Genomic DNA, 15075 nt, shown 5'->3' on the forward strand with positions numbered 1-15075 from the left:
GGGTCAGTTCCAGTCGTTGAAGGAGGCGAAGCCGCCCGTACCGCCGAGGTGCCCGTCCATGCCGTCGAGGTCCTCGGGCAGCAGGCTCCACACGATGAAGTCGGTGCGCAGGTCGACCCAGGTGCCTTCCTCGGTCCGGGTGCGCGCTATGCAGGCGTTGCGCAGCACGCCCTCGCTGATGCAGCCGATCTTCTGGGCCACCTGCTGCGAGGCGGTGTTGCCGGCGGCGGTGCGCAGTTCGACGCGCTCGAACTTCTGGTCGCGGAACAGCCATCGGGCGGTGGCGAGCGCGGCCTCGGAGGCGTAGCCCTCGCCGCGCGCCCAGGGGGCGACGATGTACGACAACTCGGTCGACCTGACCCGCCAGTTGGTCTTGCCGAGCTGGATGACACCCACCAGGCGCTGGGTCAGGAACTCGTTGACGGCGAGGTCGAGTCCGCGTCCCGCGGCGCGTTCGGTGGGCGCGTAGTCGGTGATCCAGTCGCGGGCGCCGTCCTCGGTGAACGGCTGCGGGATGGACGTCCAGGCCGCCACCATCTCGTCGTTCATCATCTCGGTCAGCGCGGGCACGTCGTCCTCGTCGAGCGCACGCAGGACCAACCGCTCCGTGCTGATGGAGATGTCGGGGAAGGTGCTCGTCATGCGACGCTCCGTAACCGTCGGGGACTTCGGACCTGATGTACCGTCGGGTCCGCTGAACTGCCCAGCATGCAGCATGAAACCACCGAACGGCACAACGGGGTCCACTCCGGGTAATGGAGTGGACCCCGTGCGGTGACGAGTCGGGCCGCGGACCGCAAATCGGTCCGGGCCCGGCCCGTTCGGAACGACGCGAGCCGGAAGGAGAGGCTCAGAAGGACGGGAGGACGGAGCCCTTGTACTTGTCCTCGATGAACTTCTTGACCTCGGGCGAGGTGAGCAGCTTCGCGAGCTTCTTCACGCGCGGGTCGTTCTCGTTGCCCTGCTTCACGGCGAGGACGTTGTTGTACGCGTTGTTCTTGGTGGACTCCAGGGCGAGGGCGTCCTTGGCGGGCGAGAGGCCGGCGCCGATCGCGTAGTTGCCGTTGATGACCGCGGCGTCGACGTCCTGGAGGGAGCGCGGGGTCTGGGCCGCCTCGATCTCCTTGAACTGGAGGTCCTTCGGGTTCTTCTCGATGTCCTGCGGGGTCGCGGTGCCCTCCGAGCCGCTCTTGAGCGTGATGAGCCCGGTGGAGGCGAGGAAGCGCAGGGCTCGCGCCTCGTTGTCGGCGTCGTTCGGGACGGCGACGGTGCCGCCCTTCTTCAGCTCGTCCACCTTCTTGGCCTTCTCGGAGTAGAGGCCGAGCGGCTCCAGGTGGACGGTGGCGACCGAGGCGAGGTGCGTGGAGTTCTTCTTGTTGAAGTCCTCCAGGTACGGCTGGGTCTGGAAGTAGTTGGCGTCCACGGACCCGTCCTCGGTGGCCGTGTTCGGCTGGACGTAGTCGGTGAACTCCTTGACCTCCAGCTTGAGTCCGGCCTTCTTCGCCAGGTGGTCCTTGATGTAGTTCAGGATCTCGGCGTGCGGGACGGGGGTGGCCGCGACGACGAGGGTGTCGGTCGCCTTGGCCTTGTCGTCGGACGAGCCGGAGCCGCAGGCCGTCAGGCCCAGGGTGAGGGCGCCGGTGGCGAGGACAGCTGCGGTGATCTTGGTGGTGTTACGCACGAAAAGTGCCTTTCTCCATGGGTGGTGCAACCCGCCGGGTGAGGCGGGGAGTCAGGAATCGGCGGGCTTGGCGGGGGCGGCGCCGGCCGGGCCGCCGGGCAGGAATCCGGCCAGGACGCGGAAGCGGAGCGGCTCGCCGCCCTTGCCGGTGCGGCGGTGCAGGACCCGGGCGCCCGAGTCGCCCGCGAACTGGACGACGGCGATGGCGACGGCGAGGACCGCCACGATGAGCCACATCATCTGGGACTCGAACCGCTGGTAGCCGTAGCGGATCGCGAGGTCGCCGAGGCCGCCCGCGCCGACGGTGCCGGCCATCGCGGAGTAGCCGATGATGGCGACGACGGTCGTCGTGGTGGCCGAGATCAGCGACGGCAGGGACTCGGGCACGAGCACCTTGCGCACGACGGTCCAGGTGTTGCCGCCCATCGCCTGCACGGCCTCGACCAGGCCGCCGTCGACCTCGCGCACGGAGGTCTCCACGAGCCGCGCGAAGAACGGGATGGCTCCCACCGCGAGGGGCACGATGGCGGCCTCCCGGCCGATGGTCGTACCGACGATCCAGCGGGTGAAGGTCATCAGGGCGACCATCAGGATGATGAAGGGCATCGAGCGGACGATGTTCACGACCTGGCCGATGACCTTGTTCACCACGGTGTTCTGGAGCAGGCCGCCGCGGTCCGTGAGGACCAGCAGGACGCCCAGCGGAAGTCCGCCGAGCACGGCTATCAGCGTGGACCAGCCGACCATGTAGAGCGTGTCCCAACACGCCTGGGACAGCAGTGGCTGCATCTCGGACCAGGTCACTTGGCACCTTCCTTCACCAGGACGGGCTGCTGCCCCTGGATGTCGATCTGGAGGCCCTGCTCGCGCAGGAATCCGATCGGCACGACGTTCTCCTCGTAGCGGCCGGGAAGTTCGATGCGCATCCGGCCGACCTGCCGGCCCGCGACGGTGTCCATCGCGGCGCCGAGGATCGAGATGTCGATGTTGTAGGTGCGCGAGAGCTGCGAGATGACCGGCTGGGTGGCCGACTCGCCGTGGAAGGTGACGTCGATGACGGTGCGGTCGTCGCCCGAGGCGGTGCCGCTGACCGGGAAGAGCGCCGAGGCCAGTTCGGAGCCGGGGGTCGCGAGGAGTTCGCTGACGGTCCCGGACTCGACGATGCGGCCGTTCTCCATCAGCGCCGCCGAGTCGCAGACGGTCTTGACGACGTCCATCTCGTGGGTGATGAGCAGGACGGTCAGCCCCAGCTGGCGGTTCAGGTCGCGCAGCAGCTGGAGGATGGAGCGGGTGGTCTCCGGGTCGAGGGCGCTGGTCGCCTCGTCGGAGAGCAGCACCTTCGGGTCGCCGGCCAGCGCGCGGGCGATGCCGACGCGCTGCTTCTGGCCGCCGGACAGCTGGGCCGGGTAGGACTTGGCCTTGTCGGACAGGCCGACCAGGTCCAGGAGTTGGAGGGCCTTGTGGCCGCGCTCCCTGCGGGAGAGTCCGAGGATGTCGAGCGGCAGCTCGACGTTCTCCTGGACGGTGCGCGAGGACAGCAGGTTGAAGTGCTGGAAGACCATGCCGATCCGGGTCCGCGCCTGGCGGAGTTCCCGGCCGGCGCGCGGGCCGCGTCCGGCGAGGGCGGTGAGGTCCCGCCCGTCGACGGTGACCGTGCCCGAGGTGGGACGCTCCAGGAGGTTGACGCAGCGGATGAGCGAGGACTTGCCGGCGCCTGACTGGCCGATGACGCCGTACACCTCGCCTTCGCGGACATGCAGATCGACGCCGTCGAGGGCGGTCACTTCACGGCCGCGCGAGCGGTAGACCTTGGTCAGGCCCGTTGTCGTGATCACTGGGGGATTCCGTCACTGTCGAGTGCGGGGCGTGGGTGTGCGCCGGGCACGGGTGCATTCGGTCGGAACGCGGCACGGTTCTCGCGTTGGCGATGGAACCGGAAGGAGAACGTGTGCGCGGGGCAGCCCGGTCACGTACGCGGTACGGACACAGGGCGCGGCGGTCCCGCTTCGGGGCGCGGGATCAAGCGGTGGTGCGAGGGCCCTCTAGCAGGCACACATTCGACACATACAACGAGCACCGGGCGTCGTGGTCGCCTCGGTCGCAAGGATGCGGCAGCTCGTCGTGGTCATGGAAGGAAGTAAAGCAGACCAAGGGCCGGGGACCGCCATCGCTGTCCGAATAGCGGACAGTGGTGGACGGTGGAGGAGGTCCTGGCGGCCCCGGACGGAGATCTCCCGTTCCTTGTCCGTCACCAGTACGGACAAGGCGGAGGGCCCTCGACGACGAGGTCCGCGTCGAGTTCGTCCGCGCGGTGCGTTGTGGCCAACGCCACGGCGGTCGTGCCCGCGGCCCGGACCGCCCGGAACCCCTCGGGGCGTCTCGCCCGCCGGCTGTTCGATACGCCGGCCCCGGAGGAGCCCGGGGGCGAGCGCATCAGGTCTTTTGGCCCGTAATAGGGTCACGGCATGTTTGATGCCCTGACGGTCGCGACGGCCGTCGCCGCGCTCGCGCTCGCCGCCTGGTGCGGCTGGGCCGCCCACCGCGATCAGCCCACGAAGGACTGGCATTTCATCGGCATGGCCGTGGTGAGCGTGCTCGCCCTGGTCCAGCTGGTGATCGGTGTCGTCCAGCTGGCGCGCGGCGAGAAGCCGGAACAGGGCACGACGATCTTCGTGGCGTATCTGATCGGCGCCTTCGCCTGCATTCCCGCCGCGGGATTCATGTCGCTGGTGGAGCGCACCCGCTGGGGTTCGGTCACGGTGGCGGCCGGCGGGGTCGTCCTCGCCGTGCTCGAGGTCCGGCTCTACGACATCTGGGGAGGCTGAGATGACGGCCACGGAGGAGAACACGACCGTGCCCGGTGACGAACGGGACGGGCGGGACACAGCCGGGCCGGCCGCCGGCGCGAAGCGCGCGCGGCTGATCGGCGGGCCCGGCATCCTGCTGGTGTGGCTGTACGGGGTGATGGTGGTCGGCGCGGTCTCGCGGTCGACCGTACAGATCTCTACGCAGTTCGACAAGGCGCCGCTCGCCTACTCGCTGTCCGCGGTGGCCGGTCTCGTCTACGGGTTCATCACGTACTCGCTCGTGCGCGGCGGCGAGAAGGCGCGCAGGGCGGCGCTGGTGTGCTGCGCCGCCGAGCTCGCGGGCGTGCTGGTCGTCGGGACCTGGACGCTGGTCGAGCCGTCCGCGTTCCCCGACGCCACGGTGTGGTCGGACTACGGCATGGGCTATCTCTTCATCCCGGTCCTGCTGCCGCTGTCGGCGATGTACTGGCTGCGCAAGGCGCGTACGGCCGCCGTCTGACGACCGGGCCGGAACGCGCCCGGCTCAGGCGCTGGTGGCGTACGCCCCGGTGTCGGCGCCCTTGGCCAGGGTCACCAGCGTCATGCGCTCGCCCACCCGCTCCTGGGAGACGGGCGCGTAGCCGTGCTTGCGGTAAAGGCGCAGGTTGCGCTCGCTGCGGTGGCCGGTGAACAGCTGGAAGGACTTGGCCGCGCCCTCGGTGCCGAGGCGGGCCTCGATGGCGTCGAGCAGGCGTCCGCCCAGGCCGTGCCGCTGCATGCGCGGGTGCACGATGAGCTTGTTGATACGGGCCGTGCCGTCGGCGTCGACGGCGCCGCGTACGGAGGCCACCACCTCGTCGCCGAGCCGGGCCACCAGGACGGTGCCGCCCGCCAGTTCTTCCCTGAGGGAGTCGAGCGGCTGGGTGAGCGGCTCGATGCCGTAGTCGCCGTACAGCTCGGCCTCGCTCTGATAGCAGAGGTACTGCAACTTCAGGATCGATTCCGCATCCTGCTCGGTCGCCGCCGAGATGGTCACGCTCATGCCCATGTGTGCATGCCTCCCGCTCACCTGTCCACCGGTCGTCCCCCACTCCTATCCCCGTCGTCAGCGGGCCGCAACCTCCGCGGCCAGCAATCGCCGAAGACATCCGAGACATCGGGAACGTTCCGGACCAAGACTGCCCTGTGAGATACCCAACTCACCCGCGATCTCCCGGTAGGTGAGGTCCTGCGGGGCGAGCAGGGCGGCCATCAGGCCCGGGCAGCGGCCGGGCAGGCGGCGCACCGCCGCGTGCAGTTCGTGACGCCCTGCGGCGTCCATGGCCCGCTGCTCCGGGTCCGCGCCGGCGTCGTCCGCGGGCTCGGTGGCGTAGGGCCGCTCGACGCGGGTCCTGCGGCGGCTGCGGCGGGCCTCCGAGCGGACGGCGCGGCGCACCCAGCGCTGCGGGTCGGCGGGCGGCCCCGCCGTGTCGAGGCGTTCCAGCAGCCGCAGCCAGACGGCCTGTTCCAGGTCGCCGGGCTCGTCGCCGCAGGCGTGGGCCTCCGCGGACGCCTCGGCGGCGAGCAGCGGACTGAGGGTGGTCACCAGCTCATCGGTCATGACCGCAACGACACGGCCGCCACGGCGACAGGTTGCCGGGGCGGCCGTATCTCACCCCATCCGGGGTGCGGGCGTGACGCGTTGACGAGGGGCGGGCGCCGGTCCCGTTCCGTGGCGCCGGTGCGGCGGCCTGGCGGGACCGCGGTCTCATCGCCCGAGGAAGTCCGCGCGGGCCAGGACCGCGGTGTCCGCGTTGTCGGAGAAGACGCCGTCGATGCCCGTCTCGAAGTAGACCTTGAACGCGCCGAAGGGGTCCCCGTAGGCGTCCACGGCGGTGCCCTTGCGGAAGGCCGTGGGCAGGAAGGGGTTCTCGTTGCGCATGGTGTACGGGTGCAGGATCAGGCCCGCCCGGTGGGCGTCGGCGACGAGCGTGGTCGCGGTGGTGAGGTTGCCGTCCGCGTCCTTGGGGATGACCAGGTCGAGCGTGGGGCCGATGCCCTGCGCGTAGGAGGCGATCCACTTCAGGCCCTCGGGCGTGACGAGGTCGGCGACGGTGCGCGGGTCGCCCGCCGTGACGAAGTCCCAGGGGCGGGTGTTCGCCGCCGACAGCAGGACGACGAGCGGGTTGCCGACCAGCTTGTCCAGCCGCTGGATGCTGCTCGGTTCGAAGGACTGGAGGATGACCGGCGAGTCCTTCCTGTCCTTGCCGTACTTGCGCAGCAGCCTGGCGACCCGCTCCTCCAGGCCGAGGCCGAGCGCACGGAAGTAGGTGGGGTGCTTGGTCTCGGGGTAGATCCAGACCTGCTTGCCGCGCTTGCGGGTCTGCTCGTCCTGCCAGTGCAGCACCTCCTCGAAGGTGGGGATCTCCCACCGTCCGTCGTAGAGGGTGTTGTGCGGGCGGTTGGCGGGGATGCGCTCCACGGCGCGCAGGGTCTTCAGTTCGGCGAGCGTGAAGTCCTCGGTGAACCAGCCGGTGGTGGGGACTCCGTCGAGCGTCTTGGTGGTCCTGCGGCCGGCGAACTCGGGATGCGCGGCCACGTCCGTGGTCCCGCCGATCTCCGGTTCGTGACGGCACACGAGATGGCCGTCCTTGGTGGGCACCAGGTCACCGGCCTCGACGACGTCGGCGCCGAGGTCCAGGGCGAGCTCGTAGGAGCCGAAGGTGTGCTCGGGGCGGTAGCCGCTGGCCCCCCGGTGACCGATGACGGCCGGTCTGGGCAGGCTCCGGTAGCCGCCTCCCCGGTGGCGCTCGTCCGCGCTCGCGGTGCCGGGCAGTCCGAGCGCCGCCCCGCCCGCCCCGAGCACCGCGGCTCCCAGCAGCGTCCGCCGCGCCGTGCCCGGCTCCTGACCGTTCGACTTCCGTGCCCCCATGAGGGCTCCTCCCGCCGTAGGTGCCTGCCTGTCGAAGCGGGTCGATCGTAGGTGTCCCCGTGTGACGGGAGGGAGGCCCGCGGCGGAACAGTGGGTGACCTCGCCGGCCCGGCGCGTCACGGAACATGACGGTCCGTCGGCTTCGGCCGGGCTGCCGGGGGTAGGCGTCCGGGGAAGGCGGGCGGAGGGCTCCACACCGGGCGCTCACCCGTTCGCCGGTACGCGCGCGCGATGTCCGTCACACCGGACCGCCCCGGTTCTCACCGCTCACGGGCACGCAACCGCAGGTAAACGTAGGTCAACAGTGCGTATCCGGTCGATGAACCCGATGTGCAATCGACCGGGAACCGCGAGTATCGTCCTCACCTGCACAGACTCCATACCGATCCCTTGACACCGGAGGGCCCGTTGTCCCGCTTCGCGCTCATCAAGGCAGTGCTCGGAACGATCATGCGCCTGATGTTCCGCCTACGGGTGGAAGGCGTGGAGAACATTCCGGGCGACGGACCGGTGATCCTCGCCGGCAACCACCTCACGTTCATCGACTCGATGATCCTTCCGCTGGTCTGCGACCGGCAGGTGTACTTCATCGGCAAGGACGAGTACGTCACGGGCAAGGGACTCAAGGGCCGGCTCATGGCGTGGTTCTTCACCGGCGTCGGCATGATCCCGGTGGACCGGGACGGCGCCAACGGTGGCGTGGCCGCGCTGATGACCGGCCGCCGTGTCCTGGAGGAGGGCAAGGTCTTCGGGATCTACCCCGAGGGCACCCGCTCCCCCGACGGCCGCCTGTACCGCGGCCGCACCGGTATCGCCCGGCTCACCCTGATGACCGGCTCCCCTGTCGTCCCGTTCGCCATGATCGGCACGGACAAGCTCCAGCCGGGCGGTGCAGGCATGCCCCGTCCGGGCAAGGTCACGGTCCGCTTCGGACCGGCCATGGAGTTCTCCCGCTACGAGGGCATGGACCGCGACCGGTACGTGCTCCGGGCCGTGACCGACTCCGTGATGACCGAGGTCATGCGGCTCTCCGGCCAGGAGTACGTCGACATGTACGCCACCAAGGCGAAGGCCGCCTAGCGGCGCCGCACACCAGCCAAGAGGGTGGGCTCCGACCGGAAGTTCCCGGTCGGAGCCCACCCTTTTGCGCCCGCGTCTCCCACCGGGGCACCCGCTCCGGCACGGCCACGCGCCTCCCGCCGGGCCTCGTTCCGGCGGCCCCGACGCATCGGCCGGGGCGGCCCCGTTCGGGCACGGCCGCAGGTCCGGCGCCGGAGTCCCGCTCCGGCGGGCCCGGCGCGTCGCGCCGGTCGCCGGTCCCGTGCGGCTACGACTCCAGCCTCTGGCCGCGGAGCAGGAACCAGGCCGCCGCCGCGGTGGCGAGCAGGACCGCCGCACCCGCGCCCGAGGCGAGGGCCAGTCCGCCCACGAAGGACTCCCTGGCCGCGGTCAGCAGCTCGTCGGCGGTGTGCCCGGGCAGATGTCCGGCGGCCTCCACCGCTCCGCCCAGGGACTCGTGCGCAGCGGCCGGTGTGCCCGCGGGGCCGGTGAAGCCGGCGTAGACACCGGTCACCACGGAGCCGAGCAGGGCGATGCCCAGGGCCGCGCCGAGCTCGTACGCCGTCTCGGAGACCGCGGACGCGGCTCCCGCCTGCTCCTTGGGCACGGCGGAGAGGATGACGTCGGCGGTGACGGTGAACGAGAAGCCCGCGCCGACTCCGACGACGAGCAGGGCGGCGCCGAGCAGCGGATAGCCCGTGGAGCGGTCCAGCACGGTGAGGGCGCCGAGCGCGAGTCCCACCGCGGCCAGTCCGCCGGACACGACGGTCCGCACGGAGAAGCGCCGCGCGACCCGTCCCGCGACCAGACCCGCCGCCACCGCGCCCACGGCGGCCGGCACTTCGGCGAGCCCCGCCTCGAACGGCCCGCGCCCCTGGACGAGTTGCAGATACTGCGAGAGGAAGAACACGAGCCCGGACATGCCGAGCACGGTGAACAGGTCGGCGAGCACCGCGCCGGAGAACCCCCGGTTGCGGAACAGCCGGACGTCCAGCAGCGGTGCGGGAAGCGTCAGTTGGCGGCGGACGAACCAGAGCAGGGCGCCCGCGCCCAGCAGGCCCGCGGCGAACGCCTGCCCGCTCGGACCGTGCGCGGCGAGCTCCTTCACCGCGTACACCACGCCGATGACGCCGACGAGCGACAGCGTGACGCTGATCAGGTCCCAGGGGCCGGGGTCGGGGCTCTTCGACTCGGGGAGCAGCCTGCGCCCGACGAGGACGAGGACCACCATCACCGGCAGGTTGATGAGGAAGACCGAGCCCCACCAGAAGTGTTCGAGGAGGAAGCCGCCGACGACGGGACCCACCGCCGTGCCCGCGGAGGCGGTGGCGCCCCAGATGCCGATGGCGAGGCTGCGTTCGCGCGGATCGTGGAAGATGTTGCGGATGAGGGCGAGGGTGGCGGGCATCAGGGTCGCGCCGGCGACCCCGAGCAGCGCCCGCGCCAGGATCATCAACTCGGGTGTCGTGGCATACGCGTTGAGCACGGATATGAGGCCGAAGGCGGTGGCGCCGGTGAGCAGCAGCCGCTTGCGGCCGATGCGGTCGCCGAGGCTGCCCATGGAGACGAGCAGTCCCGCGATGACGAACGAGTAGACGTCACCGATCCACAGCAGCTGGGTGCCGGTGGGCTCCAGGTCCTCACTGATGTACGGGGTCGCGAGGCCGAGGACGGTCGCGTCCACGGCCACCAGCAGCACGGCGAGGACGAGGACGCAGAGCGCGAGCCACCGGCCCGGGCGCTTGGGCGTCTCCGTCGCGACCGCCGGCCGCAGGGTGCTGGTCATGGTTCCTCTCTCCTGAGCGCGCCGCCGAGCAGCAGCTCGACGATCATGTGGTGGTAGTCCTTGGCCGCGACCCGGCCCTCGGTGACGGCCCAGGCCGCCGAGGCCATCAGTCCGTAGAGGGCCTCCGTGAGCCAGGCGGGGCTGAGGTCGATGCGGAACTCGCCGTCCTCCTGGCCGCGCCGGAACAGTGCCGCCATCCGGGCGTCGAGCCGGGACCAGCCCTCGTGCTGTCCTTCGCCCTCGAAGAGCTGGTTCTCCGTGTAGAGGAAGGCGAGCAGTCCTGCCGCCCGCTCCAGCTCCGCGACCAGCCGGCGCACGGCCTCCTGGGCGGTGCCCTCGTCGAGCCGGGCCGCGTCCAGCGCGGCCTCGCACTCCTCGATGCCGAGCGCCTCCAGCGCGCGGACGAGCGCGTCGCGACCTGCGAACTGACGGTGCAGCGTGGCCCGGCTGATCCCGGCGGCCTTGGCCACCTCGTCCATCGTCGCGGTGGACTTGCGGGTGAGCAGGGCGGCTGCGCTGCGCAGCACGTGATCACGGTCGACAGCCATGAGACAAGCGTACCGCATGTGAGACATGGATGTCTCACATGGAGCGCGCATGTCTCACTGCTTACCCTTCACGGCCGTGTCATCTCATGGCTGTTTCCTCTCACGGCCGTGTCATCCCAAGGCCGTGCCACTCGGGAGACGCTCAGTGCCAGGGCAGCTGCCCGCGCCGCTCCCAGTACGCGCCCGGTTCCTCCACCAGCGCGGCGAGCCGGGACAGCTGGTCGTCGTCGAGGTCGACGACCGCCGCGTGCAGGTTCGAGGCGAGCTGGTTGGCGGTGGCCGCCCCCGACAGGACGACACCGGCCCAGGGCTGCCGCAGGATCAGCGCGAGCGCGACCGCGTCGCAGCCGAGCGAGGTCTCCGTAGCCACGGCGCGCAGCGCCTCGGGCGCGTGCGGCCCGGCGAGCCGGCCGTTGGCCATGCCCTCCTTGACGATCACCGTCAGCCCGGCGTCGTGCGCCTCGGCCAGCGCGGGGGCGGCGGCGGTCTCCAGGACGTTGTACGTGGACTGGACGGTACGGAAGAGCGGCTCGCCGTCGACCGTGACGGCGAGTGCCGCACGGATCGTCTCCGCCTGGGCGGGCCCGCTCGTGGAGAAGCCGACCGACAGACCGCCGGCGGCCGCTTCCGCGAGGGCCGCGTGCAGCTCCTTGTCGGTCAGGGCCGGGCTGTCCGGGGTCACCGAGTGGATCTGGTAGAGGTCGAGCCGGTCGCCGAGCAGTTCCGCCGTCTCGGCGCGCTGCCGCTCGTACAGCGCGAGGCTGTGGTCCTTGACCTCGTGCGCCTCGGCGTCGGTGCGCCAGTCGGCGGTGTAGACGTAGCCCCACTTGCTGCCGACGACGACGTCGTCGACGTCCGGGCGGCTCCTCAGCCAGTCCGCGAGGAACTCCTCGGACCGGCCGTAGGAGCGGGCCACGTCGAAGTAGCGCACGCCCTGGGCGCAGGCGGCTTCGAGGAGTTCATGGGTGCGCTCGCGCAGGGCGTCGACACTGCGGTCGGCCGGGAGGTCCTCCTCGCGCCCCAGGTTGATGTAGCCGGGGCGGCCCACCGCGGCGAGTCCCAGGCCGAGGTGGGCGGTGGGAGTCGTGGCTGAGGCGAGACGTGCGAAGGGCATCGCGGCTCCGTTCGGTCGGCTCCTTTACGGCTCCCGGCCAACGTAACCCGCGACACCCTCCAGCGTGCGGCACCCGCCGCGGCCCGCGCACCCGTGTCCGCCCGGCACCCGTGTCCGCCCCGCGGACGGACCACGGCGCGGACGGACCGGAGTGCGGACGGACCGGAGTGCGGGAGACCGGGGGACGCCGTCGTCCTACTTCTCGCGCTTGGCCGCCGCCCACGTCTGCTGGCCGGCGACGTCCGTCCTGATCTCGGCGAGCTGGACGGCCACCGCGCTCGGGGCCGTACCGCCGCGGCCGTCACGGGAGGCCAGGGCGCCGGGAACATTGAGGACCGTCCGCACCTCGGGCGTCAGATGCGCGGAGATCTTCGCGAACTGCTCGTCGGTCAGCCCGTCCAGCTCCTTGCCGTCCGCCTCGGCGACCTTCACGCACTCGCCCGCGACCTCGTGCGCGACCCGGAACGGCACACCCTGCTTGACCAGCCACTCGGCGATGTCCGTGGCGAGCGAGAAGCCGGCCGGGGCCAGTTCCTCCATGCGCTCGCGGTGGACGGTCAGCGTGGCCATCATGCCGGTGAAGGCGGGGAGCAGGACCTCCAGCTGGTCGCAGGAGTCGAAGACCGGCTCCTTGTCCTCCTGGAGATCGCGGTTGTACGCGAGGGGCAGCGCCTTGAGCGTGGCCATCAGCCCGGTCAGGTTGCCGATCAGCCGGCCCGACTTGCCGCGCGCCAGCTCGGCGATGTCCGGGTTCTTCTTCTGCGGCATGATCGAGGAGCCGGTGGAGAACGCGTCGTGGAGGGTGACGAAGGAGAACTCCTTCGTGTTCCAGATGATGACCTCCTCGGCGATCCGGGAGAGGTTCACGCCGATCATCGCGGTGATGAACGCGAACTCCGCCACGAAGTCGCGGGAGGCCGTGCCGTCGATGGAGTTGGCCACGCTGCCGTGCTCGAACCCGAGGTCCTTCGCCACCGCCTGAGGGTCGAGGCCGAGGGAGGAGCCGGCCAGCGCGCCGGAGCCGTACGGCGAGACAGCCGTCCGCTCGTCCCACTGGCGCAGCCGCTCCGCGTCCCGGGACAGGGACTGGACGTGGGCCAGGACGTGATGGGCGAACAGCACGGGCTGGGCGTGCTGAAGATGGGTGCGCCCGGGCATCGCCACGTCCGGGTGCGCCTCGGCCAGGCCGATCAGCGCCTCCTGGAGGTCGGCGATCAGACCGCCGATGATCCGGGCGTGGTCGCGCAGGTACATCCGGAAGAGCGTGGCCACCTGGTCGTTGCGGGAGCGGCCGGCCCGGAGCTTGCCGCCGAGGTCGGGGCCGAGGCGCTCCAGGAGGCCGCGCTCCAGCGCGGTGTGGACGTCCTCGTCGGCGATCGTGCCCACGAAGGAGCCGTCGGCGACGTCCGCCTCCAGCCGGTCCAGGCCGTCGATCATGCGCGTGAGCTCGTCCTCGGTGAGCAGGCCCGCACCGTGCAGCACGCGCGCGTGGGCACGCGAACCGGCGATGTCGTAGGGCGCGAGGCGCCAGTCGAAGTGGACCGACGCGGACAGCTTGGCCAGGGCCTCGGCGGGACCGTCGGCGAACCGTCCGCCCCAGAGCCGGACGTCACCGCTGTTGCTGCTCACTTGCGTTACTCCTCGAAAGGTGTGGATGTGCCACCGCCTCCCCACGCGTGCGTGAGGAGGCGGTGGCCAGGCTAGTGCTCGGGAGACCCGGTGGCGGACACGACACGGCCCGCGCCAAGTCCCGTACCGGTTACGCCAGATCCCGCTTGGCGGCGATCTTGGACGACAGGCTGTAGATGTCGATGAAGCCCTTGGCCGCGGCCTGGTCGAAGGTGTCGCCGGTGTCGTACGTGGCGAGGTCGAAGTCGTAGAGCGAGGTGTCGGAGCGCCGGCCCGTGACGACCGCGCGGCCGCCGTGCAGGGTCATCCGGATGTCGCCGTTGACGTGCTGGTTGGCCTCGTCGATGAAGCCGTCCAGGGCGCGCTTGAGCGGGGAGAACCACTGGCCGTCGTAGACCAGTTCGCCCCAGCGCTGCTCGACCTGCCGCTTGTAGCGGGCGAGTTCACGCTCGACGGTGACGTTCTCCAGCTCCTGGTGCGCGGTGATCAGCGCGATGGCGCCCGGAGCCTCGTACACCTCACGGGACTTGATGCCCACGAGCCGGTCCTCGACCATGTCGATCCGGCCGATGCCCTGGGCCCCGGCACGCTCGTTGAGCTGCTGGATGGCCTGGAGGACACTGACGGGCTTGCCGTCGACGGCCACGGGGACGCCCTGCTTGAAGGTGATGATCACCTCGTCGGCCTCGCGGGCCTCGGCGGGGTTCGAGGTGTACTCGTAGATGTCCTCGATCGGCGCGTTCCAGATGTCCTCCAGGAAGCCCGTCTCGACCGCGCGCCCGAAGACGTTCTGGTCGATGGAGTACGGGGACTTCTTGGTGGTGGCGATCGGGAGCTGCTTCTCCTCGCAGAAGGCGATCGCCTTGTCCCGGGTCATCGCGTAGTCGCGGACCGGTGCGATGCACTTGAGGTCGGGGGCGAGGGCGACGATGCCGGCCTCAAAGCGCACCTGGTCGTTGCCCTTGCCGGTGCAGCCGTGGGCGACCGTGGTGGCGCCGTGCTTCTGCGCGGCGGCGACGAGGTGCTTGACGATCGTCGGCCGCGAGAGGGCGGAGACCAGCGGGTAGCGGTCCATGTAGAGGGCGTTGGCCTTGATCGCCGGGAGGCAGTACTCGTCGGCGAACTCGTCCTTCGCGTCCGCGACCTCGGCCTCGACGGCGCCGCACGCGAGAGCGCGCTTACGGATGACGTCCAGGTCCTCGCCGCCCTGGCCGACATCGACCGCGACGGCGATGACCTCGGCGCCCGTCTCCTCGGCGATCCAGCCGATGGCGACGGAGGTGTCCAGACCGCCTGAGTAGGCGAGTACGACGCGCTCGGTCACGGGATTCTCCTCAACAGTGCATTCGCTGACATGCATGAGTATGCAGCACTCTGCATGGTTCGTCAATCGCGACCCGCCCCCGGCACGCCCGGCCGGGGAATCCTCACCGAGGACTGAACGCTCGTAATCGTTTCCGCGTATCTCCCGCTGAACGCAGGCGCCGCGTTCACGCACGGCAGACACACGGACATTGGCCGACCGGCCGAACGCCGGGTGGTCGTCCACCCCCGACCCGAG

15 protein-coding genes and 1 pseudogene are annotated in these 15075 nt (G+C 70.7%); 3 read left to right on the forward strand and 13 right to left on the reverse strand.

The window, feature by feature from the left end:
• Nucleotides 1-3 precede the first annotated feature (3 nt).
• The 5 genes and pseudogenes from WJM95_RS04985 to WJM95_RS05005 all read right to left on the reverse strand — a co-directional run.
• Nucleotides 4-642 carry a GNAT family N-acetyltransferase gene (locus WJM95_RS04985; RefSeq protein WP_339128230.1) on the reverse strand — a complete coding sequence of 213 codons (639 nt, stop codon included), beginning with the start codon at nucleotides 640-642 and terminating at the stop codon, nucleotides 4-6.
• Nucleotides 643-850: 208 nt separating this feature from the next.
• Nucleotides 851-1681, reverse strand: coding sequence for a MetQ/NlpA family ABC transporter substrate-binding protein (locus WJM95_RS04990; RefSeq protein WP_339128231.1), 831 nt, complete (start codon nucleotides 1679-1681; stop codon nucleotides 851-853).
• 51 nt (nucleotides 1682-1732) lie between these two features.
• Nucleotides 1733-2485, reverse strand: coding sequence for a methionine ABC transporter permease (locus WJM95_RS04995; RefSeq protein ID WP_339128232.1), 753 nt, complete (start codon nucleotides 2483-2485; stop codon nucleotides 1733-1735).
• Entirely contained in the window at nucleotides 2482-3516 is a 1035-nt protein-coding gene (locus WJM95_RS05000; protein WP_339128233.1) for an ATP-binding cassette domain-containing protein, read from the reverse strand. The genes WJM95_RS04995 and WJM95_RS05000 overlap by 4 nt, the downstream gene beginning before the upstream one ends.
• A gap of 384 nt (nucleotides 3517-3900) precedes the next feature.
• A pseudogene (locus WJM95_RS05005) lies at nucleotides 3901-4055 on the reverse strand (HAD family hydrolase); the annotation flags it as partial.
• Nucleotides 4056-4146: 91 nt separating this feature from the next.
• On the opposite strand from WJM95_RS05005, the gene WJM95_RS05010 reads away from it, so the two are divergent.
• Together WJM95_RS05010 and WJM95_RS05015 are read left to right on the forward strand one after the other, a co-directional pair.
• Nucleotides 4147-4506 carry a hypothetical protein gene (locus tag WJM95_RS05010; protein ID WP_339128234.1) on the forward strand — a complete coding sequence of 120 codons (360 nt, stop codon included), beginning with the start codon at nucleotides 4147-4149 and terminating at the stop codon, nucleotides 4504-4506.
• A gap of 1 nt (nucleotide 4507) precedes the next feature.
• A complete protein-coding gene (locus tag WJM95_RS05015) occupies nucleotides 4508-4987 on the forward strand; it encodes a hypothetical protein (RefSeq protein ID WP_339128235.1) in 480 nt (159 codons plus the stop codon).
• Nucleotides 4988-5011: 24 nt separating this feature from the next.
• Here WJM95_RS05015 and WJM95_RS05020 read toward each other — a convergent pair whose 3' ends face one another.
• The 3 genes from WJM95_RS05020 to WJM95_RS05030 form a co-directional block, all read right to left on the reverse strand.
• Nucleotides 5012-5515: a GNAT family N-acetyltransferase gene (locus WJM95_RS05020; RefSeq protein ID WP_339128236.1), complete on the reverse strand. Its 504-nt coding sequence runs from the start codon at nucleotides 5513-5515 to the stop codon at nucleotides 5012-5014.
• A gap of 57 nt (nucleotides 5516-5572) precedes the next feature.
• Complete coding sequence (locus WJM95_RS05025; RefSeq protein WP_339128237.1) at nucleotides 5573-6067, reverse strand: sigma-70 family RNA polymerase sigma factor; 495 nt, start codon at nucleotides 6065-6067, stop codon at nucleotides 5573-5575.
• 147 nt (nucleotides 6068-6214) lie between these two features.
• Entirely contained in the window at nucleotides 6215-7378 is a 1164-nt protein-coding gene (locus WJM95_RS05030) for a glycerophosphodiester phosphodiesterase (protein WP_339128238.1), read from the reverse strand.
• Nucleotides 7379-7768: 390 nt separating this feature from the next.
• On the opposite strand from WJM95_RS05030, the gene WJM95_RS05035 reads away from it, so the two are divergent.
• Nucleotides 7769-8458, forward strand: a complete 690-nt coding sequence (locus WJM95_RS05035; protein ID WP_339128239.1) for a lysophospholipid acyltransferase family protein — start codon at nucleotides 7769-7771, stop codon at nucleotides 8456-8458.
• Between the two features lie 247 nt (nucleotides 8459-8705).
• Here the strand turns inward: WJM95_RS05035 and WJM95_RS05040 are convergent, their stop codons facing one another.
• The 5 genes from WJM95_RS05040 to WJM95_RS05060 form a co-directional block, all read right to left on the reverse strand.
• A complete protein-coding gene (locus WJM95_RS05040; protein WP_339128240.1) occupies nucleotides 8706-10223 on the reverse strand; it encodes an MFS transporter in 1518 nt (505 codons plus the stop codon).
• On the reverse strand, nucleotides 10220-10771 hold the full coding sequence (locus tag WJM95_RS05045; protein WP_339128241.1) for a helix-turn-helix domain-containing protein: 552 nt from the start codon (nucleotides 10769-10771) through the stop codon (nucleotides 10220-10222). The genes WJM95_RS05040 and WJM95_RS05045 overlap by 4 nt, the downstream gene beginning before the upstream one ends.
• A 142-nt stretch (nucleotides 10772-10913) precedes the next feature.
• The gene (locus WJM95_RS05050) at nucleotides 10914-11885 is read right to left on the reverse strand and encodes an aldo/keto reductase (protein WP_339128242.1); all 972 of its coding nucleotides are present in this window, start codon (nucleotides 11883-11885) and stop codon (nucleotides 10914-10916) included.
• A gap of 195 nt (nucleotides 11886-12080) precedes the next feature.
• The gene (gene argH, locus WJM95_RS05055) at nucleotides 12081-13514 is read right to left on the reverse strand and encodes an argininosuccinate lyase (protein ID WP_339128243.1); all 1434 of its coding nucleotides are present in this window, start codon (nucleotides 13512-13514) and stop codon (nucleotides 12081-12083) included.
• A gap of 130 nt (nucleotides 13515-13644) precedes the next feature.
• On the reverse strand, nucleotides 13645-14838 hold the full coding sequence (locus WJM95_RS05060) for an argininosuccinate synthase (RefSeq protein WP_339128244.1): 1194 nt from the start codon (nucleotides 14836-14838) through the stop codon (nucleotides 13645-13647).
• Nucleotides 14839-15075: the final 237 nt, after the last annotated feature.

Source organism: Streptomyces sp. f51, from assembly GCF_037940415.1.
In the GTDB taxonomy this organism is placed as follows: Bacteria; Actinomycetota; Actinomycetes; order Streptomycetales; family Streptomycetaceae; genus Streptomyces.

Excerpts from the sequence above, each read along its gene's own strand:
- WJM95_RS04985 (WP_339128230.1), bottom strand. The coding sequence starts at position 642 with ATGACGAGCACCTTCCCCGACATCTCCATCAGCACGGAGCGGTTGGTC.
- WJM95_RS05010 (WP_339128234.1), top strand. The coding sequence starts at position 4,147 with ATGTTTGATGCCCTGACGGTCGCGACGGCCGTCGCCGCGCTCGCGCTC.
- WJM95_RS05015 (WP_339128235.1), top strand. The coding sequence starts at position 4,508 with ATGACGGCCACGGAGGAGAACACGACCGTGCCCGGTGACGAACGGGAC.
- WJM95_RS05020 (WP_339128236.1), bottom strand. The coding sequence starts at position 5,515 with ATGGGCATGAGCGTGACCATCTCGGCGGCGACCGAGCAGGATGCGGAA.
- WJM95_RS05025 (WP_339128237.1), bottom strand. The coding sequence starts at position 6,067 with ATGACCGATGAGCTGGTGACCACCCTCAGTCCGCTGCTCGCCGCCGAG.
- WJM95_RS05030 (WP_339128238.1), bottom strand. The coding sequence starts at position 7,378 with ATGGGGGCACGGAAGTCGAACGGTCAGGAGCCGGGCACGGCGCGGCGG.
- WJM95_RS05040 (WP_339128240.1), bottom strand. The coding sequence starts at position 10,223 with ATGACCAGCACCCTGCGGCCGGCGGTCGCGACGGAGACGCCCAAGCGC.
- WJM95_RS05045 (WP_339128241.1), bottom strand. The coding sequence starts at position 10,771 with ATGGCTGTCGACCGTGATCACGTGCTGCGCAGCGCAGCCGCCCTGCTC.
- WJM95_RS05050 (WP_339128242.1), bottom strand. The coding sequence starts at position 11,885 with ATGCCCTTCGCACGTCTCGCCTCAGCCACGACTCCCACCGCCCACCTC.